Raw genomic sequence first — 21,940 nt, 5'->3', positions numbered from 1 at the left:
ATTTTAAAGTTGTCACTACCATCCCAAAAGCGAATTGTTAGACTGGCAGCCATTCCACTTTGGAATCAGGCCATGGAATTCAAGCAACTGCGCAGCTTTATCGAGGTGGTCCGCCAAGGCGGTTTCACCCAGGCGGCGAAAACCCTGCACATCAGCCAGTCGGCGGTGAGCAAGCAGGTCGCCCAGCTCGAACACGACCTCGGTACGCCGTTGCTCGACCGCCACGGCTCGCGGGTCCTGCTGACGGCGGCGGGCGGCGTGGTCATGCAACGGGCCGAAGCCATGTTGCGCCTGCGCAACGAGTTGCTCAGCGAACTGGATGACCTGAGCCACCTGGCCCGCGGTGAACTGCGCCTGGGTTTGCCGCAACTGGGCGGCGAGGCCCTGTTCGCCAGCCTCTTCGCCGAGTACCGACGGCGCTACCCCAATATCAGCATTCACCTGCTTGAAGGCGGTAGCCTGACGATCGAGCCGGCGGTGCTGAGCGGCGAGCTGGAACTGGGGGCGGGCCTCAAGCCGAGCGATCCGGCACTCGACTACCAGCCGTTTTGCGATGAGCCCCTGGATGTGTTGCTGGCGACCGATCATCCGCTGGCCGAGGAAGGCTCCATCCGCCTGGAACAATTGGCCGATACGCCGTTTCTGCTGTACCAGCGCAGCTTCGTACTCAACCACCGGTTGATGGAGGCCTGCCGGCGAGCCGGGTTCACCCCCAAGGAGAGCGGGCGCAGCGGCCAGGCGGACTTTCTCGCCGCACTGGTGGCCGCCGGGCAAGGCGTGGCGTTGTTGCCCAGCGTGGTCGCGCGTTCGCTGATACGGCCCGGGGTGGTGCGCCTGACCTTGAGCTCACCGACCGACCTGCGCTGGGACATCGCCTTTGTCTGGCGGCGCGGCGCCTACCTGTCCAAGGCCGCCCAGGCCTGGCTGGCGCTGGCGCGCGAGCGACCCAGCCTCAGCGCAACGCGCTGATAAATTCGGCCAGCCAGGGCTCGGCGTCGGTTTCCGGGGTGACGCTTTCGCTGGCATCCAGGCGCAGCATGTCCTTCACCTCGCGCACGCCCAGCTCGGCAAACAGCTCGCGCATTTGCTCGCCGCCGCCGCAGAAGGTGTCGCCGTAGCTGGAATCACCGAGGCCGATCACCCCGCCCGGCAAGCCGCGCCACGCCGCCGGTAGCTGGTCGCGGATGGCGTTGTACAAAGGTTGGAGATTGTCCGGCAACTCCCCCATGCCGGTGGTGGCGGTCACGGCCAGGAAGGCCTGCGGGGCAAAGGCCTGGACATCGGCGAGGGTCGCCCGCGGGTTGTGCCAGGCCTCGAAACCGGCCTCGCGAAGGATTTTTTCAGCGTGGCGGGCAACTTCTTCGGCAGTACCGTAGACCGAGCCGGAAAGGATGGCGACTTTCATCAATCTGATCCTGATGCTTGATAAAAAACCCAGGATACCAGCAGATGAGAGACTTTCTCACAAAACCCGCCCCTCGCCGCTCGCAAATGGGATGGATTATTCAGGACGATGTCTTAAACTTTGCCGGACATGTCAATGGATTGCGCGGGCGTTGAACAATGATAAATCCCAAACTGCTGCAAATGGTGATTGACGCGTCGAACGACGGCATCGTGGTGTCCGAACAGGAAGGCGAAGACCATATCCTGATCTACGCCAACCCGGCGTTCGAACGCCTGACCGGTTACACCAACGAAGAAATTCTCTATCAGGACTGTCGCTTCCTGCAGTCGGGCGACCGCGACCAGCCGGCGCTGGAACTGATCCGCGAAGCCCTGCACACCCGCAAGCCGTGCCGGCAGATCCTGCGTAACTACCGCAAGGACGGCAGCCATTTCTGGAACGAGCTGTCGCTGTCCCCGGTGTTCAACGAAAGCGACCAACTGACCTACTTCGTCGGCGTGCAAAAAGACGTGACGGTGCAGGTCAAGGCGCAGCAGCGGGTGGCCCAGCTGGAAGCGCAACTGGCCGAGGTCCAGGCGCAACTGGCGGCGCTCAAGGCGGCAGGCACAAACCAGCCATGACCGATCAGCGCGGCCGGCCGGTGCAGGAGACGCCTGAGCGGCGATCAGGTGTCGAGGCGGCCCGCCAACAGTTGTTGCAGGCGCCGGCGCATCAGCCGGCCGTCATTGCCCAGGCAACCGATGCTTGAGCCTTCCAGGCGCTCCTGTAACAGTTCCGAGACATCCCCGGCCAACATCACCGCACAGTCCACCGACAGCGCCAGGCGGTTGAGGCGGCGTGGCAGATCCGTCGTCGGCGAACGGTTGGAATACAGCACCAGCGCCTCGGGCCGGACCTTTTCACAGACCAGGGTCAGTTCATCGAAGGGCTGGCCAACCGCCAGGACACTGACGCAGCGGTCGCCGTCACCCAGCAACAGGCCGGCCACCAACAATTCGAGCTCACGACATTGATCCGGTAAAGCGGCGAGCACGATGCGCTGGGAGGGCAGCCCGCGAACCACGTGCAGGCGCTGCAGGACCCGCGCGCGCAGGAAGGTATCGAGAAACAGCCATTCGCTGGTCTGGCCGAACTCACCGCTCTGCAACTGCAGGCGCTGCCACAGGGGCAGGAGGATATTCTGGAACACCACGGTCAGCGGGTAGCTGGAAAACACCTGTCCGTAGAGACGTTCGAGGGCCGGTTCGTCGAAAGCGCTGACCGCCGCGCGCAATTGCGTCTGCCAGTCGTCCCATTCCGTCTGGGCAATCGATTGCACCGCAATGCCGGAAGGGGTGTGAATGGGCGCTGCCTGGGCGGCGGTCTTCGCCAGGATCTTGCCGACCTTGCTCACCGCCACGCCGCGCTCGATCCAGCCCATGATGGTGCGGACCGTCTCGATATCGCTCATGGCATAGAGCCGATGCCCACTTTCGGTGCGGGTCGGCTGAATCAAACCGTAGCGCCGTTCCCAAGCCCGCAGGGTGACCGGATTGACGCCGGTCAGGCGCGAAACTTCGCGAATGGGAAACAACTCTTCCTGTTTCAGCGCCCGCAACAGCGGCGCGGCAGGTTCAAGTTCGGTCATGACGGGCATCTGTCACACATTTATGGGTAGGATTTAACCGATATTCTAGCCCACTGGATCCAACACCCTGCAAATCATACGCAATGCGACTTACTGGCTTGGTGCATTTCCCGGGAATAGGGAATAATTCTTGCCTGTCCAAACACGCAGCCCACCACCCCGGCGCTGCGTTGCGCATCAGCCCTATCCGGGCGGCATGCTTGTCTTACGGAGATACATGATGTCTACCTCACCCGTCACCATGATGGTGGCCCGGCGCGTTGCCGATGGCCGCTACCAGGACCTGCTCGCCTGGTTGCACGAAGGCGAACTGCTCGCCACCGACTTCCCCGGTTACCTGGGCTCCGGCGTGCTCGCCCCGCCGCCCGGGGACAACGAATTCCAGATGATTTTCCGCTTCAGCGATGCCACGACCCTGGGCGCCTGGGAGCACTCCGCTTCGCGCAAGGCCTGGCTGGCGCGCGGCAGCGACCTGTTCGCCGGGCCACAGGAGCGCCGGGTCAGTGGCATCGACGGCTGGTTCGGCGTCGTCGGCCAACGTCCACCGCGCTGGAAGCAGGCGGTGGCGATCTGGCTGGCGTTCTTTCCCGTGTCGCTACTGTTCAACTTTGGCCTCGGGCCGTTGCTCGCCGAGCTGAATCTGCTGCCACGGGTACTGGTCAGCACCCTGGTGCTGACCCCGCTGATGGTCTACTTCTTCATTCCGCTGTCGACCCACCTCCTCGCGGGCTGGTTGCACAGTACCCAGGCCAAGGCGCTGCCCGGCGACACGGCCACTGCCCGGCATTGACAGTACGCAGTATCCGGCTTGGCAGTTGTACAAGCGGTGTGGCTGGTATAGCTTTGACTTCAACGTCAACCGACGCCTCTCCACCGCTGCCACGAGCCTTCGATGCCATCGTCTTGTGCCCCCATCCTGATTACTGGCGCCGGCCAGCGTGTCGGCCTGCATTGCGCAGAGCGACTGCTGGCCGACGGCTACCCGGTGATCTTCAGCTATCGCAGCGAGCGCCCAGGCGTCCAGGCCCTGCGCGACCTCGGCGCCACCGCGCTGTTCGCTGATTTCTCCAGCGAAGCCGGGATCCTGGCCTTTATCGAAACGCTGAAGCAGCACACCGACTGCCTGCGGGCGATCGTCCACAATGCCTCGGCCTGGCTGGCGGAAACTCCCGGTAACGAAACCGTGGCCTTTACCCGGATGTTCAGCCTGCACATGCTCGCGCCCTATCTGATCAACCTGCACTGCGCCGAACTGCTGGAACGCTCGCCAATGGCCGATATCGTGCACATCAGCGACGATGTCACCCGCAAGGGCAGCAGCCAGCACATGGCCTACTGCGCCAGCAAGGCCGGCCTGGACAGCCTGACCCTGTCCTTCGCGGCCCGCTACGCGCCACGGATCAAGGTCAACGGCATCGCCCCGGCGCTGCTGATGTTCAACCCCGACGACGACGCGGCGTACCGCGCCAGGACCCTGGCCAAATCGGCCCTGGGTATCGAGCCCGGAGCCGGGGTGGTCTACCAGAGCCTGCGCTACCTGCTGGACAACCCCTATGTCACCGGCACAACCTTGACCGTCAACGGCGGCCGGCACCTTAAATAAGCCGCCCCGCGAGGAATCCTTTCCATGAGTGCCACACTGCCCGAGCATTACCGCGAGATCCTTCTGGGGCTGGGCGAAAACCCCGACCGCGAGGGCCTGCTGGACACCCCGAAACGGGCCGCCAAGGCCATGCAGTACCTGTGTCATGGCTATGAGCAGAGCCTCGACGAGGTGGTCAACGGCGCGCTGTTCGCTTCCGACAATGACGAGATGATCATCGTCAAGGACATCGAGTTGTACTCGCTGTGCGAACACCACCTGCTACCCTTTATCGGCAAGGCCCATGTCGCCTACATGCCCACCGGCAAGGTTCTGGGGCTGTCGAAGATCGCCCGGATCGTCGACATGTTCGCCCGCCGCCTGCAGATCCAGGAAAACCTCACCCGGCAAATCGCCGACGCCATCGAGCAGGTGACCCAGGCCGCCGGCGTGGCGGTGGTGATCGAAGCCCAGCACATGTGCATGATGATGCGCGGCGTGGAAAAACAGAATTCGACCATGAACACCTCGGTGATGCTCGGCGCCCTGCGCGACTCGAGCACCACCCGCATGGAGTTCCTGCAACTGATTGGACGGAGCAAGTAGCAATGCCACAACTTCAACCCGGCATGGCACGCATTCGGGTCAAGGACCTGTGCCTGCGGACCTTTATCGGCATCAACGAGGACGAGATCCTCAACAAGCAGGATGTGCGGATCAACCTGACCATCCTCTATGCGGCCCAGGAAGCGGTCCGCGACAACGACATCGATCACGCCCTGAACTACCGCACCATCACCAAGGCGATCATCCAGCATGTGGAGGGCAATCGCTTTGCCCTGCTCGAACGCCTGACCCAGGAACTGCTGGACCTGGTGATGAGCAACGAAGCCGTGCTCTATGCCGAGGTCGAAGTCGACAAGCCCCATGCGTTGCGCTTTGCCGAGTCGGTATCGATTACGCTCGCGGCGAGCCGTTGAGCCACTGAGCCGTCTGGCGTTCGCCGCGCCAGGCTCTTATCATCGCGCCCTACTTCACCCGCACAGAGCCCATCATGACCGAGCAAGAACGCCTCGAACTCGAAGCCGCCGCCTTTCGCCGGCTGGTCGCCCACCTGGACAGCCGCAAGGATGTGCAGAACATCGACCTGATGAACCTCGCCGGGTTCTGCCGCAACTGCCTGTCCAAGTGGTACAAGGCCGAAGCCGACGAACGCGGGGTCGAGGTCAGCCTCGACGACGCCCGTGAAGTCATCTACGGCATGCCCTATGCCGAGTGGAAGGCCCAATACCAGCAAGAAGCCAGCGCCGAACAACAGGCAGCGTTCGCCAAAGGAAAACCCCATGAGTGATTTGAACACCCTGCGCGCCAGCCTCAACAGCGGCGAACATGTTTTTGCCGACACCCTGGCTTTCGTGGCCGCCGGTTACGACTATCAGCCACAAGCCTTCAACAACGGCGGCGTGGAAAACGCCGCCGGGCAGAACGAAGGCTCGTGCAAGACCCTGGGGCTGGCGCTGCTGGAAGGCTTAAGCGACCAGGAAACCTTGCTGGCCTTCGGCGAGCATTACCGTTCGGTCCTGGCCACCCCTGAAGGCAGTGACCACGGCAATATCCGCGCGTTGATTGCCCACGGCCTGGCCGGCGTGAAGTTCACCCAGGCGCCGCTGACCCGGCGCTGATTCAAGGCCCGGCCGGCACATCGCAACTTTTAAGATTGACCCGGCGACTTTATTTCGTTTGCCGGGGACCGCTGCTCACAGCTTAGATAAAAAGAAGTCTTCCTTCTTTCGAGTCAGGTCTCCATGAGCAGCGAAACCATCAGCCAGTCGATTTCCATCGTTCACCCGATCAGCCTCAGCCACGGCAAGAACGCCGAGGTCTGGGACACCCACGGCAAACGCTATATCGATTTTGTCGGTGGCATCGGCGTACTCAACCTCGGCCATTGCCACCCGCGTATCGTCGAGGCCATTCGCGAACAAGCCACCCGGCTGACCCACTACGCCTTCAACGCCGCGCCCCATGCGCCCTACCTCGAACTGATGGATCGCCTGACGGCGTTTATTCCCGTGACCTATCCGGTCAGCGGCATGCTCACCAACAGCGGCGCGGAGGCGGCGGAAAACGCCTTGAAGATCGTCCGTGGCGCCACCGGTCGCACCGCCGTGATCGCCTTTGACGGCGCCTTCCACGGCCGCACCCTCGCCACCCTCAATCTCAACGGCAAGGTGGCCCCCTACAAACAGAAAGTCGGGGTACTGCCCGGGCCGGTGTATCACCTGCCCTTCCCCAGCCAGGACAATGGCGTGACCTGCGCCGAGGCGCTGAAGGCCATGGAGCGGCTGTTCAGCGTCGAAATCGATGTCGAGGACGTCGCCTGTTTTATCCTCGAACCGGTGCAGGGCGAAGCAGGCTTCCTGGCGTTGGACGTGGAGTTCGCCCAGGCCCTGCGGCGTTTCTGCGATGAGAAAAAGATCCTGCTGATCATCGATGAAATCCAGTCCGGTTTCGGCCGCACCGGCCAGCGTTTTGCATTCTCGCGACTGGGGATTGAGCCGGACCTGATCCTGCTGGGCAAGAGCATTGCCGGCGGTGTGCCGCTGGGGGCTGTGGCCGGCCGCAAGGCGCTGCTCGACACCTTGCCCAAAGGCGGACTGGGCGGCACCTATTCGGGCAACCCGATTGCCTGCGCCGCGGCCCTGGCGACCCTGGATGAAATGACTGATGCGAACTTGCAGGCCTGGGGCGCGCAACAGGAAGAGGCGATTGTCGGCCGTCACCAGGCCTGGCGCGCCAAGCAGCTTTCACCCTACCTGGGGCGCCTGACCGGTGTTGGCGCCATGCGCGGCATCGAGTTGATCAACCCCGACGGCAGCCCTGCGTCGGCACAGTTGACGCAATTGCTGGCCCTGGCCCGCGAGGCCGGTTTGCTGCTGATGCCCAGCGGCAAGTCGCGGCACATCATTCGCCTCCTGGCCCCCTTGACCACCGAGGCGGCAGTGCTGGAAGAAGGGCTGGATATCCTCGAGGCGTGCCTGGCCAGGCTTGCCTGAAACCCGCGGGCAGAAAAAAACCGGCCGAGGCCGGTTTTTTTCATAACGATGCAATCAGAACGAAGCGTTCTGCAGGTCGTCGAGGTAGCGCTCGGCGTCCAGGGCCGCCATGCAGCCGGCGCCGGCCGAGGTGATGGCTTGACGGTAAACGTGGTCGGCCACGTCACCGGCGGCAAACACACCTTCCACGCTGGTAGCGGTGGCATTGCCGTCACGGCCGCCCTGCACCACCAGGTAGCCGTCTTTCAACGCCAACTGGCCTTCGAACAGCGAGGTGTTCGGGGTGTGGCCGATGGCGATGAACACGCCGTCGACTTTCAGCTCATCGAAGCTGCCGTCGTTGTTCTTCAGACGGGCACCGGTGACGCCCATGTTGTCGCCCAGGACTTCGTCCAGGGTGGCATTGAGCTTGAGGACAATCTTGCCCTCGGCGACGCGGGCATGCAGTTTGTCGATCAGGATCTTCTCGGCACGGAAGGTCTCGCGACGGTGCACCAGGGTCACCTTGCTGGCGATATTGGCCAGGTACAGCGCCTCTTCCACGGCGGTGTTACCACCACCGACCACGGCGACTTCCTTGTTGCGATAGAAGAAACCGTCGCAGGTGGCGCAAGCGGAAACGCCCTTGCCCATGAACGTCTCTTCCGACGGCAGGCCCAGGTAACGAGCGCTGGCGCCGGTGGCGATGATCAGGGCGTCACAGGTGAAGGTGCCGCTGTCGCCCACCAGGGTGTAGGGCTTTTTCGCCAGGTCCACCGCATTGATGTGGTCGAAGACGATTTCGGTTTCGAAACGCTCGGCGTGCTCTTTCATGCGGTCCATCAGCGCCGGGCCGGTCAGGCCGTGCACGTCGCCGGGCCAGTTGTCGACTTCGGTGGTGGTGGTCAATTGCCCGCCGGCCTGCATGCCGGTGATCAGCAGCGGCTTGAGGTTGGCGCGCGCGGCATAGACCGCGGCGCTGTAACCGGCAGGGCCGGAACCGAGAATAATCACTCGCGAATGGCGTACTTCAGACATGACTCACTCCTATCGACCGCCCGTCAGCTACCGGTGCGGAACGCCGGCGGACCGGCTGGAATAAAAAAGGACCGCGAAAGCACTTGGGGAAGGCTTGTAGCACACAGTCCTGAAAAATAATGAGGTGCAGCGTATCGAGGAGGCGAAGATTAAGGAAATACGCAATAACAATCCAGCTCATAGCAGGTCTCTATCCTGAACGGTGTTCTTCAAGACGCCTTTGTTACTGCAAATGTCGAACCTTTCACCGGCCCTGCAAAGCCGGTAAGGTCGGCGCGTTTCCCCCATCTCGGAGCACGTTATGCCCGCACCCGTCCTGTCCGGCCCGCAATATCTGCGCGAGGGCCTGAAGCTGGTCCTGAGCCCGGGCCTGCGCCTGTTCGTCCTGCTGCCGCTGGCGATCAACCTGGTGCTGTTCGTCGGCTTGATCTACCTGGCCGGCCATTATTTCAGTCTCTGGGTCGATACGCTGATGCCGACCCTGCCCGGCTGGCTGAGTTTCCTCAACTACATTCTCTGGCCGCTGTTCGTGGCGCTGGTGGTGCTGATGGTGTTTTTCACCTTCACCATGATTGCCAACGTGATCGCCGCGCCCTTCAATGGCTTTCTCGCCGAGAAAGTCGAAGTGGTGGTGCGCGGCACCGACAATTTCCCGGCCTTCAGCTGGGCCGAACTGCTGGCGATGATTCCCCGCACCCTGGCGCGGGAAATGCGCAAGCTGGGTTACTTCCTGCCGCGGGCCATCGCGCTGTTGGTGCTGTCGTTCATTCCGGTGGTGAATATCATCGCCGCACCGCTGTGGTTGCTGTTCGGGGTGTGGATGATGGCGATCCAATACATCGACTACCCGGCGGACAACCACAAGCTGAGCTGGCAGGGCATGCTCGCCTGGCTGCGGCAGAAACGCTGGCAGTGCATGAGTTTTGGCGGGATCGTCTACCTGGTGCTGCTGGTGCCGGTGGTCAACCTGCTGATGATGCCGGCGGCGGTGGCCGGGGCGACCTTGTTCTGGGTCCGTGAGCGCGGTGAAGAGGCGGTGGCCGGCGAGAAGCGCTGAGGCGCCCGCAACGCCGGCCTCGTCACAAATCCATCATCAAACAGCCACAGTGTCGCAACCGCCCGGGGCGACACTGTAAACATGACGACAGCTCTGCATATCACCCTGATCACCGAAACCTTCCCACCGGAAATCAATGGGGTGGCCAATACCCTTGGCCGCTTGTGCGACGGACTGCGCGCCCGCGGACACCAGATCGAGCTGGTGCGCCCGCGCCAGAGCTGCGACCAGTCCCGCCCCAGCGATACCGAACTGCTGCTCTGCCGTGGCTGGCCGCTGCCCGGTTACCCCGGCCTGCAATGGGGGCAGTCGTCGATGCACAAGTTGCTGCGACGCTGGAAGAACCAGCGCCCGGATGTGCTGTATATCGCCACCGAAGGTCCGCTCGGCTTGTCGGCCCTGCGTGCGGCCAGGCGTTTGGGGATTTCGGTAGTCAGCGGTTTCCACACCAACTTCCAGCAGTATTCCCATCAATACGGCATGGGCTTGCTGACGCGGGTACTGACCCACTATCTGCGCTGGTTCCACAATCGCTCCAAGCTGACCCTGGTGCCCAGCGTCAGCCAACGCATGGAGCTGGAGCGGCGGCATTTCGAGCGCCTGGAACTGCTCTCCCGCGGCGTCGACAGCCAGTTGTTCCATCCGGCCAAGCGCTTGAGCGCCCTGCGCGACAGCTGGGGGCTGGCGGACGACGATATCGCCTTGCTGTATGTCGGGCGACTGGCGACCGAGAAGAACCTCGGCTTGCTCAAACGCACCTACGAGCGTCTGCGGGAAACTTATCCACAGCGGCGGATGAAGCTGATGGTGGTCGGCGATGGTCCGCAACGTGGCGTGCTGGAAAAGGAAATGCCCGAGGCGTTGTTCTGCGGCACACAGCGGGGCGAGGCCCTGGCCTGTCACTATGCGTCGGCGGATATGTTCCTGTTCCCGAGCCTGACCGAAACCTTCGGCAATGTGGTGCTCGAGGCGCTGGCATCCGGGTTGGGGGTGGTGGCTTACGATGAGGCCGCGGCGGCCCAGCATATCCGCCATGGTTACAACGGCGTGCTGGCCATGCCCGGCGACGAGGACGCATTTTGCGATGCCGCCTGCTGGTTGCTGGAAGGTCGGGAGACCTTGCGCAATGTCCGCCTCAATGCCCGCCAGCATGCCAGCCGGCAAGGTTGGGGAGCGATAGTCGAGCAGTTCGAGAAGCAGTTGCGTGGGGCCTGTGACGCGCCGCTCGTGGAGCGACGCGCTCCGGCCCTGCCGGTGGATGCCGTTGTGACCAATGGCATCCTGAAAACACCGCGCAACCTGTAACCGGGCTTACGCCAGGCTCATCAACGCCTCTCGGCTGAACGGCAGGATGTCCTGCTCGCGGCCGTCGCGCACTTTCACCGCCCAATCCGGGTCCACCAGCAGCGCGCGGCCCACGGCAACCAGGTCGAACTCATCGTTGCCCAGGCGCTCCAGCAGCTTCTCCAGGCTTGCCGGCTGGGCGACCTTGTCGGTGTTGACCATGAACTGCAGGAACTCGCCGTCCAGGCCGACGCTGCCCACGGTGATGGTCGGCTTGCCGGTCAGCTTGCGAGTCCAGCCCGCCAGGTTCAGCTCGGAACCGTCGAACTCCGGCTCCCAGAAACGCCGCGTGGAACAGTGGAAAATATCCACCCCGGCGTCAGACAACGGCTTGAGGAACTCGCCCAGGGCCTCCGGCGTCTGCACCAGGCGGGCGCTGTAGTCCTGCTGCTTCCATTGGGAAAAGCGGAAGATGATCGGGAAGCCAGGCCCCACCGCCGCGCGCACGGCCTGGATCAGCTCGATGGCAAAACGCGAACGGTTGGCCAGGCTGCCACCGTATTCGTCGGTGCGCAGGTTGGTGCCTTCCCAGAAGAACTGGTCGATCAGGTAACCGTGGGCACCATGGATCTCGACACCGTCCATGCCGATGCTTTGGGCATCACGAGCCGCCTGGGCGAAGGCCGCGATCACCTCGTCGATGTCCTGTTTCGTCATGCCGTGCACCACGACCTGACCGTCCTTGAGCTTCTCGCTCGGGCCATAGCCCGGCACGCTGGCATCCGGCTCGGTGCCCAGGCGCCGTACATTACCCACATGCCAGAGCTGCGGAACGATCTTGCCTCCTTCGGCGTGCACCGCATCGACGACTTTTTTCCAGCCGGCCAGGGCCGCTTCGCCATAGAAATGCGGCACGTTCGGGTAACCGTTGGACGCCTGGTGACCGACGGTGGTGCCTTCGGTGACGATCAGGCCGACACCGGCCGCCGCGCGCTTGCGGTAGTACTCGATGACTTTCGAGTTGGGCACGCCACCCGGGGAAAACGAACGGGTCATCGGCGCCATGACCACACGGGTCGGCAACTCCAGCGCGCCAAGATGGAAAGGTCGGAACAGGGCTTTAACGGGCATGGGAGCACTCCACGGCGCAAGGGAAATTTATGATCAGGATAATATTCCGCCATGAACGCGCCGCCCAGCACTATTGATCTGAGTGATTAAGCTTTAGAAGTCGTTGCAGGAGCAGCCGGTCGACATGCTCCTGCGTGCGGCCCGAACCGGGCGAGAATCAAGCCAGGGCTTTTTCGATCGCATGGATCACTGCCGGATCATCCGGAGCGGTGCGCGGCGAGAAACGCGCCAATACGCGGCCATCCTTGCCCATGAGGAACTTTTCGAAATTCCAGGTGATGTCCCCCGGAAACTCAGCGCCCTCGCCCGCCAGCAGACGGTACAACTGGTGACGGTCATGACCGTTGACCGCAAGCTTGCTGCTCAACGGAAAGCTAACGCCATAGTTCAGGCTGCAGAACGCCTGGATCTCCTCCTCGGAGTCCGGTTCCTGCCCGGCAAACTGGTTGCACGGCAGACCGAGCACGCTGAAGCCCTGGGCCTTGTATTGCTGATAGAGGTGCTCAAGGGCGGCATATTGGGGTGTCAAGCCGCACTTGGAAGCCACGTTGACCACCAGCACTACATGCCCTTTGAAAGGCGCCAGCGGCAGTTCCTGACCATCCAGCGCTTTTAGTGTCAGATCGTGAAAAGCACTCATGACGAACTCCCGTTTTTCCCGGACTTATACGCGAACATTGTTGCCTGACAGCCTGACCGGTTTCCAGTTAAAAACCGCGGCTGACTAAAAAAGGCGCCCGTGGGCGCCTTCCAACTACCAGAGCTTAGCAGCAGAAATCAGTGGTGATGGCCGCCTTCGCCATGGACGTGACCATGGGCGACTTCTTCCTGGCTGGCATCACGGATTTCGATGATCTTGACCTGGAAAGTCAGGCGCTGGCCAGCCAGAGGGTGGTTGCCGTCAACGGTGACATCGTCGCCGTCCAGGTCGCGAATGGTGACGATCTGCATCTGGCCGTCCGGAGCGGAAGCGTGGAACTGCATGCCGACTTCCAGCTCGTCGACACCTTCGAACATGCTGCGGCTCAGGGTGCTGACCAGTTCAGCGGAGTATTCACCGTAGGCATCTTCCGGCTCGACGGACACCTTCAGCTCGTCGCCGACGTTCTTGCCTTCCAGGGCCTTTTCCAGACCTGGGATAATATTGCCGGCACCGTGCAGGTACACCAGCGGGGCGCCGCCGGCAGAGCTGTCGATGACCTCACCAGCATCGTTGGTAAGGGTATAGTCGATGGAGACAGCCTTGTTGGCAGCGATCGTCATATGAGCGAGACCTTTTGCATAGGAATAAAGAGCGGACAAGTCTAAACAAGGATTCGTCCGAAAGCGAACTGAACCCGGACAGACGGGCCAAGACCATGCCTGTAACCATTATCGGCTTTCATCAGGACGAGGACGGGCACTGGGTGGCCGAGCTGTCCTGCGGCCATACCCAGCACCTGCGCCATCAACCACCCTGGCAGTCGCGGGACTGGGTGCTCGATCCCGTGCGGCGCGCGGAAAAAATCGCTCAGGGCTTTGAATGTGGTTGGTGCGCTCGAGGCTCGGTTAACGATAACCTTGGCGACTGAACTTCGCAGACGACCAGACATAGGCCGTCGCACTTGCGCTTCCTCAAGAGAATACGCATGCAAACTTTTTTTATCGCGCCCACCGATTTTGGTGTGGGTCTGACCTCGATCAGCCTCGGGCTGGTCCGTACGCTGGAACGCGCCGGGTTGAAAGTCGGCTTTTTCAAACCCATCGCCCAGCCCCATCCCGGCGACCTGGGCCCGGAGCGCTCCACCGAACTGGTGGCCCGCACCCATGGCCTGAAACCGCCCCAGCCCCTGGGTCTGGCCCATGTCGAGCGGATGCTCGGCGACGGCCAGCTCGATGAGCTGCTGGAAGAAATCATCACCCTCTACCAACAGGCCGCCGTCGGCAAGGACGTGCTGGTGGTCGAAGGCATGGTTCCGACCCGTAGCGCCAGCTATGCGGCCCGGGTCAACCAGCACCTGGCCAAGAGCCTGGATGCCGAGGTGATCCTGGTCTCGGCGGCGGAAAACGAAGTGCTCAGCGAACTCTCCGGGCGGGTCGAATTGCAGGCGCAATTGTTCGGAGGTCCCAAGGACCCGAAAGTGCTCGGGGTGATCCTCAACAAGGTCCGCACCGACGAGAGCATGGCCGACTTCTCTGCCCGTCTGAAGGAGCATTCGCCGTTGCTGCGCAGTGGCGATTTCCGCCTGCTGGGCTGCATTCCGTTCCAGCCGGACCTGAATGCGCCGCGCACCCGCGATGTCGCCGAACTGCTCGGCGCCCAGGTGCTCAACGCCGGTGACTACGAGCAGCGGCGCATGAACAAGATCATCATCTGCGCCCGTACGGTGCGCAATACCATCGACCTGCTCAAGCCCGGCGTGCTGGTGGTGACCCCGGGCGACCGCGACGACATCATCCTCGCCGTGAGCATTGCCTCGATGAACGGCGTGCCCCTGGCCGGCCTGTTGCTGACCAGCGACACCCTGCCCGATCCACGCATCATGGAACTCTGTCGTGGCGCGATGGCCGCGGGCCTGCCGGTGTTGTCGGTGAGCACCGGCTCCTACGACACCGCCAACCAGCTCAATGGCCTGAACAAGGAAATCCCCATCGATGACCGCGAGCGTGCGGAGATCATCACCGATTTCGTCGCCGGGCACCTCGACGCCCACTGGCTGCACCAGCGCTGCGGCACCCCACGGGAAATGCGCCTGACCCCGGCGGTGTTTCGCTACCAGTTGATCCAGCGTGCCCAGGAAGCCAACAAACGCATCGTCCTGCCCGAAGGCAGCGAACCGTTGACCGTGCAGGCGGCGGCCATCTGCCAGGCCCGGGGCATCGCCCGCTGCGTGTTGCTGGCCAAGCCGGCGGAAGTCGAGGCGGTGGCCCGGGCCCATGGTTTCGAACTGCCGCCGGGGCTGGAGATTCTCGACCCGGACCTGATTCGCGGGCGCTACGCCGAGCCCATGGTGGCCTTGCGCAAGAGCAAGAGCCTGAACACGCCGATGGCCGAGCAGCAACTGGAAGACACCGTGGTGATCGGCACCATGATGCTGGCGCTGGACGAGGTCGACGGACTGGTTTCCGGGGTGATCCACTCCACCGCCAACACCATTCGCCCGGCCCTGCAACTGATCAAGACCGCGCCGGGTTGCACCCTGGTGTCATCGGTGTTCTTCATGCTGTTCCCGGACCAAGTGCTGGTCTATGGCGACTGCGTGATGAACCCCCATCCGTCAGCGGCGGAGCTGGCGGAAATCGCCCTGCAAAGCGCCGACTCGGCCCAGGCCTTCGGGATCACGCCACGGGTGGCAATGATCAGCTACTCCAGCGGTGAATCGGCCAGTGGCGAGGAAGTGGAGAAAGTCCGCGAAGCCACCCTGCTGGCCCATGAGTCCCAGAGCACGTTGCTGATCGACGGCCCGTTGCAGTACGACGCCGCGGCCAACGAAGCCGTGGCCCGGCAACTGGCGCCCAACAGCCAGGTGGCGGGACGCGCCACGGTGTTCGTGTTCCCCGACCTGAACACCGGCAACACCACCCACAAGGCGGTGCAGCGCAGCGCCGACTGCGTCAGCCTGGGGCCGATGCTGCAAGGCCTGCGCAAGCCGGTCAACGACCTGCCGCGCGGCGCCCAGGTGGACGACATCGTCTACACCATCGCCCTGACCGCGATCCAAGCCGCCAACCGACCTGTGGATATCTGAATGTTAGACTTTCTCCCGGCCCCGCTACGGGGTGTGATCGCCTCGCTGCTGTTGACGTTGAATACCTTGCTGCTGTGTTCCTTCCTGTTCTGCGTGGCGCTGCTCAAGGTGCTGCCCTTTGCCCTGACCCAGCGTGTCACCCACTGGCTGATGAACCATACCCATGAGGCCTGGGTCAGCAACAACAAGGCCTGGATGCAACTGGTCCGCCGCACCCGCTGGCACCTCAGCGGCCTGGAGGGCCTGGACTACCAGCATTCCTACCTGGTCACCAGCAACCACCAGAGCTGGGTCGACATCATGGTCTTGCAGTACGTGCTCAACCGGAAGATCCAGCCACTGAAGTTCTTTCTCAAGCAGGAACTGATCTGGGTCCCGGTGATCGGCCTGGCCTGGTGGGCACTGGGTTTTCCGTTTATGAAGCGCTATTCCAAGGCGTATCTGGAGAAGCACCCGGAAAAGAAAGGCAAGGACCTGGAAACCACCCGCAAGACCTGCGCGAAGTTTCGCGACAATCCTGTGGGTATCTTCAATTTTGCTGAAGGCACGCGCTTTACCAAGGGCAAGCATGCGCAGCAGCAGTCACCGTTCCGTTATCTGTTGAAACCCAAGGCCGGCGGTATCGCCTTTGTGCTGGATGCCATGGGCGAGCAACTGGAGTCCATCGTCAACGTGACCATCCACTATCCGGGCGGCAAGCCGGGGTATTGGGATCTGCTGTGTGGCAACGTGCGGGATGTGGTGGTGCACTTTGAAGAACTGAAGGTTCCGCGGCAGTTTGTCGGCAGGAACTACGACCAGGACGGAGAATACCGCCTGGCGTTCCAAGGCTGGATCAACCAGTTGTGGGAAGAGAAGGACGCGTTGTTGGCGCAGATGCATCGCGAGTATCCCGCCAAGTCTTGAGGCGCCGCGAAGACGATCTCCAAGACACAAAAAAGCCCGCAGCCGATCACTCGACTGCGGGCTTTTTAACAGCTGCTGATCCTTAGATCGCGCCGCGCTGGCGCAACAGCTCCAGGACTTGCTTCACGCTGTCTTCCAACGACAGTGCTTGCGTATCCACCACCAGATCGGCATCCAGCGGCACATCGTAGGGGAACGACTCGCCCGGAATGTTATCGCCACCGGCCGCGTACAGGCCCTGGGGATCACGTTCCTGGCACGCCTGCGGCGAAGCCTGGACATAGACCGTCAACACACGTTCGCTACCGATCAGCGCCTTGGCCTGTTCACGGCCCTCGGCATCCGGTGCGACGAACGCGGCCAATGTCAGCAAACCCGCCTCGTTGAACTGACGCGCCACATGCGCGGCACGCCGCCAGTTCTCGGTACGCCCGGCACGGTCCTGCGGCAAGCCCTTGTTCAGGTCATGACGCAGGTTCTGGCCGTCCAGCACAAACACCGCACGACCCAGGTCGAACAGCTTGCGCTCCACGGCATAAGCCAGGGTGCTCTTGCCCGCGCCCGACAGACCGGTGAACAGCACCGTCGCCGGTTGCTGGCCGAAACGCTGGGCGCGTTCCTCGGTGGCCACATGGGCCAGCTTGCCGTGATGGGTGGCGCTGCCATGGGCCAGCGGTTGGGCGACGATCATGCCGGCGCCGACGGTGCCATTGGTCAGACGATCAATGATGATGAACGAGCCGGTGGTGCGGTTGCTGTCGTAACCGTCCAGGGCAATCGGCGCGTCCAGGGCGATCTTGACCTTGCCGATCTCGTTCAACTGCAAGGCGCTGGCCGGGCCTTCTTCCAGGGTGTTCACATCGACCTTGTTGACGATGCTGGCAATCGAACCCGGAACGTAGCTGGTAGCGCGCTTGATGTCGTATTTCTTGCCCGGCAGCATCGGTTCTTCAGCCATCCAGACCAGCATGGCCTCGAAGCTGTCGGTCACCGGCGGCACATTGTCGGCATGCACCAGCAGGTCGCCACGGGAGATGTCGATCTCGTCTTCCATGGTCAGGGTCACGGCCTGGCCGGGACCGGCGCTTTCCAGCTCGCCTTCGAAGGTGACGATGGACTTCACCCGGCTGCTCTTGCCCGAAGGCAGCACCACCACGTCATCGCCCTTCTTCACGATGCCGCTCGCCAGGGTACCGGCGAAGCCACGGAAGTTCAGGTTCGGTCGGTTGACGTACTGCACCGGGAAACGCAGGTCGGTGAAGTTACGGTCGCCCGCCACTTCCACGGTTTCGAGGATTTCCATCAGCGACTGGCCGGTGTACCAGGGCGAACGCTCGCTCTTGTTCACCACGTTGTCGCCCTTCAAGGCCGACATCGGCACGAAGTGCATGCTGGTCGGCTTCAGCTTCAAGCCTTCGGCGAACTTCAGGTAGTCGGCCTTGATCGACTCGAACACGCCCTGGTCGAAGTCCTTGAGGTCCATCTTGTTGATGGCGACGACGATATGCTTGATCCCCAGCAACGAGGCGATAAAGCTGTGGCGACGGGTCTGGGTCTGCACGCCGTAGCGGGCGTCCACCAAGATGATCGCGAGGTCACAGGTGGAGGCACCGGTGGCCATGTTGCGGGTGTACTGCTCATGGCCGGGGGTGTCGGCGATGATGAATTTGCGCTTGGCGGTGGAGAAATAGCGGTAGGCGACATCGATGGTGATGCCCTGCTCGCGCTCGGCCTGCAGGCCGTCGACCAGCAAGGCCAGGTCGATGTCGTCACCGGTGGTGCCGACTTTCTTCGAATCGCGGGTGATGGCTTCCAGATGGTCTTCGTAGATCATCTTGGAGTCGTGCAGCAGGCGCCCGATCAGGGTGCTCTTGCCGTCGTCGACGTTACCGCAGGTCAGGAAACGCAGCAGTTCTTTACGCTCGTGCTGGCCCAGGTAGGCGAGGATGTCCTCGCTGATCAAATCAGATTGATGCGACATGCTTAGACCCTGTTTAGAAATAGCCCTGACGTTTTTTATCTTCCATTGAGCCTGCGCCATCGTGATCGATGACCCGGCCCTGGCGCTCGGAAGTACGCGTCAGGAGCATTTCCTGAATGATGTCCGTGAGGGTTTCAGCCTCGGACTCCACCGCGCCCGTCAACGGGTAGCAGCCAAGGGTACGGAAACGCACCTTCTTCTTGACGATGCGCGCCTTGTCCTCGTCGGACAGGTGCTCGAGGATCCGCTCGTCGTCGATCATGATCAGGGTGCCGTTCTTCTCGATAACATCGCGCTCGGCAGCGAAATACAGCGGCACGATCGGGATGCCTTCGAGGTAGATGTATTGCCAGATGTCCAGTTCGGTCCAGTTCGACAATGGGAAAACGCGGATCGACTCGCCCTTGTTGACCTTGCCGTTGTAGACGTTCCACAACTCCGGACGCTGGTTTTTCGGGTCCCAGCGGTGCTTGCTGTCACGGAAGGAGTAGACGCGTTCCTTGGCCCGCGACTTCTCTTCATCACGCCGGGCGCCGCCGAAGGCCGCATCGAAACCGTACTTGTCCAGGGCCTGCTTGAGGCCCTCGGTCTTCATGATGTCGGTGTGCTTGGCGCTGCCGTGGGTGAAGGGGTTGATGCCCTGCGCCACGCCGTCCGGGTTCACATGGGTGATCAGGTCCAGGCCCAGCTCGGCAACCATCTTGTCGCGGAAGCTGTACATCTCCTGGAATTTCCAGCGGGTGTCGACATGCATCACCGGAAACGGCAGCTTGCCCGGGAAAAACGCCTTGCGCGCCAGGTGCAGCATCACGGCGGAGTCTTTACCGATGGAGTACAGCATCACCGGATTATCGAACTCGGCGGCCACCTCGCGGATGATATGGATGCTTTCCGCCTCCAGCTGTTTCAGATGCGTCAGTTTGTCGACCATGGCTACTCACGAAAAGCGTTCTTATGGACGGCCAGCGGGCCGTGTTCGAGCGAGGCATGCTAGCACAGCACCCTATTCTATTGAGGGGGCCGACTAGATCGAAACGGTATAAGAATATACCGGGGCGTTTGACCGCTCAGATCGGGTTCGGACAATCGATAAACAGATGCTCCACCGCGAAACGCCGCGCCAGGTAATCGCCCAGCGCCTGCACGCCATAACGCTCGGTAGCGTGATGACCGGCGGCGATAAAGCTGATGCCATTCTCCCGCGCGCTGTGGAAAGTCTGTTCGGAGGCCTCGCCACTCAGGTACAGGTCGACACCGGCCAGCACCGCCTGGTCGATATAGCCCTGGCCGCCGCCGGTGCACCAGCCGACCCGGCGGATCATGTCGTCGCCCTCGATCAGCAACGGCTCGCGCCCCAGGACTTCCTGGACCTTGCGGGCGAAGTCACGGGCGGTCATCGGCTCGGTCAGGGAGCCCACCAGCCCGACAATCTTCGGGTTGTCCGGGTCCAGCGGGCCTTCCACGGTAATATCCAGCTGCCGCGCCAACTGCACGTTGTTACCGACCTCCGGATGCAGGTCCAACGGCAGGTGATAGGCCAGCAGGCTGATGTCGTGCTTGAGCAGGGTCTTCAACCGGCGCTGCTTCATGCCGGTGACACAAGGGTCCTCGCCCTTCCAGAAATAACCGTGGTGCACCAGAATCAGGTCGGCCTGGGCTTCGACGGCCGCATCCAGCAGCGCCTGGCTGGCGGTGACGCCGCTGACGATGCGCATCACCTGTGGCCGACCCTCGACCTGCAAGCCATTGGGGCAATAGTCGGCAATCCGCGCGCTGTTCAGAAAGCGATCCGCTTCCTCGACCAGCGTATTCAATGAAACCGCCATAAAAACTCCTGAATATCCCATTCAGAGGCGCCCGCGGCCTCGTATAATGCGCCACATTATGGGCCGTCCGACATGGCCTGCAACCTTCCAGGACTTTGCTCAATGCTCAAGGCTCTGCGTTTCTTTGGCTGGCCGCTGCTGGCCGGTGTGCTGGTGGCTTTGCTGATCATCCAGCGCTACCCGCAATGGGTCGGCCTGCCCAACCTCGATGTGAACCTGCAACAGGCGCCGCAGACCACCTTTCACCAGCAGGGTCCGTACTCCTATGCCGACGCGGTGGACCTGGCCGCGCCGGCGGTGGCCAACCTGTACACCACCAAGATGGTCAACAAGAACACTCATCCGCTGTTCGAGGACCCACAGTTCCGGCGCTTCTTCGGCGACAACCTGCCCAAGCAGAAGCGCATGGAGTCGAGCCTGGGTTCGGCGGTGATCATGAGTTCCACCGGCTACCTGCTGACCAACAACCACGTGACCGCCGGGGCCGACCAGATAGTGGTGGCCCTCAAGGATGGCCGTGAAACCCTGGCCAAGGTGGTCGGCAGCGACCCGGAAACCGACCTGGCGGTGCTCAAGATCGATCTGCCGAACCTGCCGTCGATCACCATCGGCCGTTCCGACCAGATCCGCATCGGCGATATCGCCCTGGCCATCGGCAACCCGTTCGGGGTCGGCCAGACCACCACCATGGGCATTATCAGCGCCACCGGCCGCAACCAGCTGGGCCTGAACAACTATGAAGACTTCATCCAGACCGACGCGGCGATCAACCCCGGCAACTCCGGCGGCGCGCTGGTGGATGCCAACGGCAACCTGACCGGTATCAATACGGCGATCTTCTCCAAGTCCGGCGGCTCCCAGGGCATCGGCTTTGCGATTCCGATCAATCTGGCGGTGGAAGTGATGAAGGCGATCATCGAGCACGGCCAGGTGATTCGCGGCTGGCTGGGGATCGAGGTGCAGCCCCTGACCCAGGACCTGGCGGAGTCGTTCGGCCTCAGCGGGCGTCCGGGCATCGTGGTGGCGGGCGTGTTCCGTGACGGTCCGGCGCAGAAAGCCGGTTTGCAACTGGGGGATGTGATTCTCAGCATCGACGGCGAGCCGGCCACGGACGGTCGTCGTTCGATGAACCAGGTGGCGCGGATCAAGCCGACTGACAAGGTGGCCATCCAGGTGCTGCGCAACGGCAAGGAGCTCAAGCTGATGGCGGAAATCGGCCTGCGGCCACCGCAGCAGACGCCGCCGCAGGAAGAGGAATAAGGCAATCGTGCCGACGCTGGACTTGACTCCAAGTCCAGCGTCGCCTATCAGGCCGCTATCGCCAGCAAGCCGGCTCC

At 62.4% G+C, this 21,940-nt stretch carries 23 protein-coding genes and 1 pseudogene; 15 read left to right on the top strand and 9 right to left on the bottom strand.

What is annotated here, in order from left to right; genetic code table 11:
• Positions 1 to 72: 72 nt before the first annotated feature.
• The gene (locus tag M5C71_RS17665; RefSeq protein ID WP_152740036.1) at positions 73 to 969 is read left to right on the top strand and encodes a LysR family transcriptional regulator; all 897 of its coding nucleotides are present in this window, start codon (positions 73 to 75) and stop codon (positions 967 to 969) included.
• Here the strand turns inward: M5C71_RS17665 and M5C71_RS17660 are convergent.
• Positions 953 to 1,405: a flavodoxin gene (locus tag M5C71_RS17660; protein WP_152740037.1), complete on the bottom strand. Its 453-nt coding sequence runs from the start codon at positions 1,403 to 1,405 to the stop codon at positions 953 to 955. The two genes, M5C71_RS17665 and M5C71_RS17660, sit on opposite strands and share 17 nt — an antisense overlap.
• 158 nt (positions 1,406 to 1,563) lie before the next feature.
• Between M5C71_RS17660 and M5C71_RS17655 the strand changes: the two genes are divergently transcribed.
• Positions 1,564 to 2,028, top strand: a complete 465-nt coding sequence (locus M5C71_RS17655; protein ID WP_103496562.1) for a PAS domain-containing protein — start codon at positions 1,564 to 1,566, stop codon at positions 2,026 to 2,028.
• A gap of 44 nt (positions 2,029 to 2,072) precedes the next feature.
• Here M5C71_RS17655 and M5C71_RS17650 read toward each other — a convergent pair whose 3' ends face one another.
• Entirely contained in the window at positions 2,073 to 3,044 is a 972-nt protein-coding gene (locus M5C71_RS17650) for a MerR family transcriptional regulator (RefSeq protein WP_103496561.1), read from the bottom strand.
• A 211-nt stretch (positions 3,045 to 3,255) separates the two neighbouring features.
• Here M5C71_RS17650 and M5C71_RS17645 point away from each other — a divergent pair, with 211 nt between their 5' ends.
• From M5C71_RS17645 to M5C71_RS17615, 7 genes are all read left to right on the top strand, one after another.
• Entirely contained in the window at positions 3,256 to 3,825 is a 570-nt protein-coding gene (locus tag M5C71_RS17645; RefSeq protein WP_103496560.1) for an antibiotic biosynthesis monooxygenase, read from the top strand.
• Positions 3,826 to 3,927: 102 nt separating this feature from the next.
• Positions 3,928 to 4,638 (top strand): dihydromonapterin reductase, encoded by a 711-nt coding sequence (gene folM, locus M5C71_RS17640; RefSeq protein WP_248768380.1) that lies wholly within the window; start codon positions 3,928 to 3,930, stop codon positions 4,636 to 4,638.
• A 24-nt stretch (positions 4,639 to 4,662) separates the two neighbouring features.
• Positions 4,663 to 5,223 carry a GTP cyclohydrolase I FolE gene (gene folE / locus M5C71_RS17635; protein ID WP_103496558.1) on the top strand — a complete coding sequence of 187 codons (561 nt, stop codon included), beginning with the start codon at positions 4,663 to 4,665 and terminating at the stop codon, positions 5,221 to 5,223.
• 2 nt (positions 5,224 to 5,225) lie between these two features.
• Positions 5,226 to 5,597 (top strand): dihydroneopterin triphosphate 2'-epimerase, encoded by a 372-nt coding sequence (folX, locus tag M5C71_RS17630; RefSeq protein ID WP_103496557.1) that lies wholly within the window; start codon positions 5,226 to 5,228, stop codon positions 5,595 to 5,597.
• A 74-nt stretch (positions 5,598 to 5,671) separates the two neighbouring features.
• Positions 5,672 to 5,968 carry a DUF1244 domain-containing protein gene (locus M5C71_RS17625; protein WP_103496556.1) on the top strand — a complete coding sequence of 99 codons (297 nt, stop codon included), beginning with the start codon at positions 5,672 to 5,674 and terminating at the stop codon, positions 5,966 to 5,968.
• Positions 5,961 to 6,299, top strand: a complete 339-nt coding sequence (locus M5C71_RS17620; protein ID WP_103496555.1) for a HopJ type III effector protein — start codon at positions 5,961 to 5,963, stop codon at positions 6,297 to 6,299. Before M5C71_RS17625 ends, M5C71_RS17620 begins: the two co-directional genes overlap by 8 nt.
• 123 nt (positions 6,300 to 6,422) lie before the next feature.
• The gene (locus M5C71_RS17615) at positions 6,423 to 7,673 is read left to right on the top strand and encodes an aspartate aminotransferase family protein (protein ID WP_248768379.1); all 1,251 of its coding nucleotides are present in this window, start codon (positions 6,423 to 6,425) and stop codon (positions 7,671 to 7,673) included.
• A gap of 54 nt (positions 7,674 to 7,727) precedes the next feature.
• Here M5C71_RS17615 and trxB read toward each other — a convergent pair whose 3' ends face one another.
• Positions 7,728 to 8,690 carry a thioredoxin-disulfide reductase gene (gene trxB, locus M5C71_RS17610; protein ID WP_100942218.1) on the bottom strand — a complete coding sequence of 321 codons (963 nt, stop codon included), beginning with the start codon at positions 8,688 to 8,690 and terminating at the stop codon, positions 7,728 to 7,730.
• Between the two features lie 301 nt (positions 8,691 to 8,991).
• Here trxB and cysZ point away from each other — a divergent pair, with 301 nt between their 5' ends.
• Entirely contained in the window at positions 8,992 to 9,747 is a 756-nt protein-coding gene (gene cysZ, locus M5C71_RS17605; protein ID WP_152740042.1) for a sulfate transporter CysZ, read from the top strand.
• 81 nt (positions 9,748 to 9,828) lie between these two features.
• The gene (locus M5C71_RS17600) at positions 9,829 to 11,052 is read left to right on the top strand and encodes a glycosyltransferase family 1 protein (protein ID WP_103498236.1); all 1,224 of its coding nucleotides are present in this window, start codon (positions 9,829 to 9,831) and stop codon (positions 11,050 to 11,052) included.
• A gap of 6 nt (positions 11,053 to 11,058) precedes the next feature.
• Here the strand turns inward: M5C71_RS17600 and M5C71_RS17595 are convergent, their stop codons facing one another.
• The 3 genes from M5C71_RS17595 to M5C71_RS17585 form a co-directional block, all read right to left on the bottom strand.
• Positions 11,059 to 12,162, bottom strand: coding sequence for an NADH:flavin oxidoreductase (locus tag M5C71_RS17595; protein WP_152740044.1), 1,104 nt, complete (start codon positions 12,160 to 12,162; stop codon positions 11,059 to 11,061).
• A 157-nt stretch (positions 12,163 to 12,319) separates the two neighbouring features.
• Positions 12,320 to 12,802, bottom strand: a complete 483-nt coding sequence (locus tag M5C71_RS17590) for a glutathione peroxidase (RefSeq protein WP_248768378.1) — start codon at positions 12,800 to 12,802, stop codon at positions 12,320 to 12,322.
• 137 nt (positions 12,803 to 12,939) lie between these two features.
• Positions 12,940 to 13,425 carry a peptidylprolyl isomerase gene (locus M5C71_RS17585; protein ID WP_103498239.1) on the bottom strand — a complete coding sequence of 162 codons (486 nt, stop codon included), beginning with the start codon at positions 13,423 to 13,425 and terminating at the stop codon, positions 12,940 to 12,942.
• Positions 13,426 to 13,430: 5 nt separating this feature from the next.
• Between M5C71_RS17585 and M5C71_RS17580 the strand changes: the two are divergent.
• From M5C71_RS17580 to M5C71_RS17570, 3 genes and pseudogenes are all read left to right on the top strand, one after another.
• Positions 13,431 to 13,733 (top strand): annotated as a pseudogene (locus tag M5C71_RS17580) (DUF3565 domain-containing protein); the annotation flags it as partial.
• A gap of 57 nt (positions 13,734 to 13,790) precedes the next feature.
• Entirely contained in the window at positions 13,791 to 15,890 is a 2,100-nt protein-coding gene (pta, locus tag M5C71_RS17575; protein ID WP_103498240.1) for a phosphate acetyltransferase, read from the top strand.
• Positions 15,891 to 16,796 carry an acyltransferase gene (locus M5C71_RS17570; RefSeq protein ID WP_177101119.1) on the top strand — a complete coding sequence of 302 codons (906 nt, stop codon included), beginning with the start codon at positions 15,891 to 15,893 and terminating at the stop codon, positions 16,794 to 16,796.
• Between the two features lie 82 nt (positions 16,797 to 16,878).
• Here the strand turns inward: M5C71_RS17570 and cysN are convergent, their stop codons facing one another.
• From cysN to M5C71_RS17555, 3 genes are all read right to left on the bottom strand, one after another.
• A complete protein-coding gene (gene cysN / locus M5C71_RS17565; protein WP_103498058.1) occupies positions 16,879 to 18,777 on the bottom strand; it encodes a sulfate adenylyltransferase subunit CysN in 1,899 nt (632 codons plus the stop codon).
• A gap of 13 nt (positions 18,778 to 18,790) precedes the next feature.
• Positions 18,791 to 19,708, bottom strand: a complete 918-nt coding sequence (cysD, locus tag M5C71_RS17560; RefSeq protein ID WP_100942227.1) for a sulfate adenylyltransferase subunit CysD — start codon at positions 19,706 to 19,708, stop codon at positions 18,791 to 18,793.
• A gap of 136 nt (positions 19,709 to 19,844) precedes the next feature.
• Positions 19,845 to 20,603 (bottom strand): Nif3-like dinuclear metal center hexameric protein, encoded by a 759-nt coding sequence (locus M5C71_RS17555; RefSeq protein WP_248768377.1) that lies wholly within the window; start codon positions 20,601 to 20,603, stop codon positions 19,845 to 19,847.
• Positions 20,604 to 20,705: 102 nt separating this feature from the next.
• On the opposite strand from M5C71_RS17555, the gene algW reads away from it, so the two are divergent.
• Entirely contained in the window at positions 20,706 to 21,863 is a 1,158-nt protein-coding gene (gene algW / locus M5C71_RS17550) for a Do family serine endopeptidase AlgW (protein ID WP_152740050.1), read from the top strand.
• Positions 21,864 to 21,940 lie beyond the last annotated feature (77 nt).

Origin of the sequence: Pseudomonas sp. MWU12-2345 (genome assembly GCF_023242385.1) — a bacterium.
GTDB classification, from domain to species: Bacteria; Pseudomonadota; Gammaproteobacteria; order Pseudomonadales; family Pseudomonadaceae; genus Aquipseudomonas; species Aquipseudomonas gingeri_D.
The sequence above is the reverse complement of the archived record's forward strand: the minus strand, read 5'-3'. Positions and strand labels throughout refer to the sequence as shown.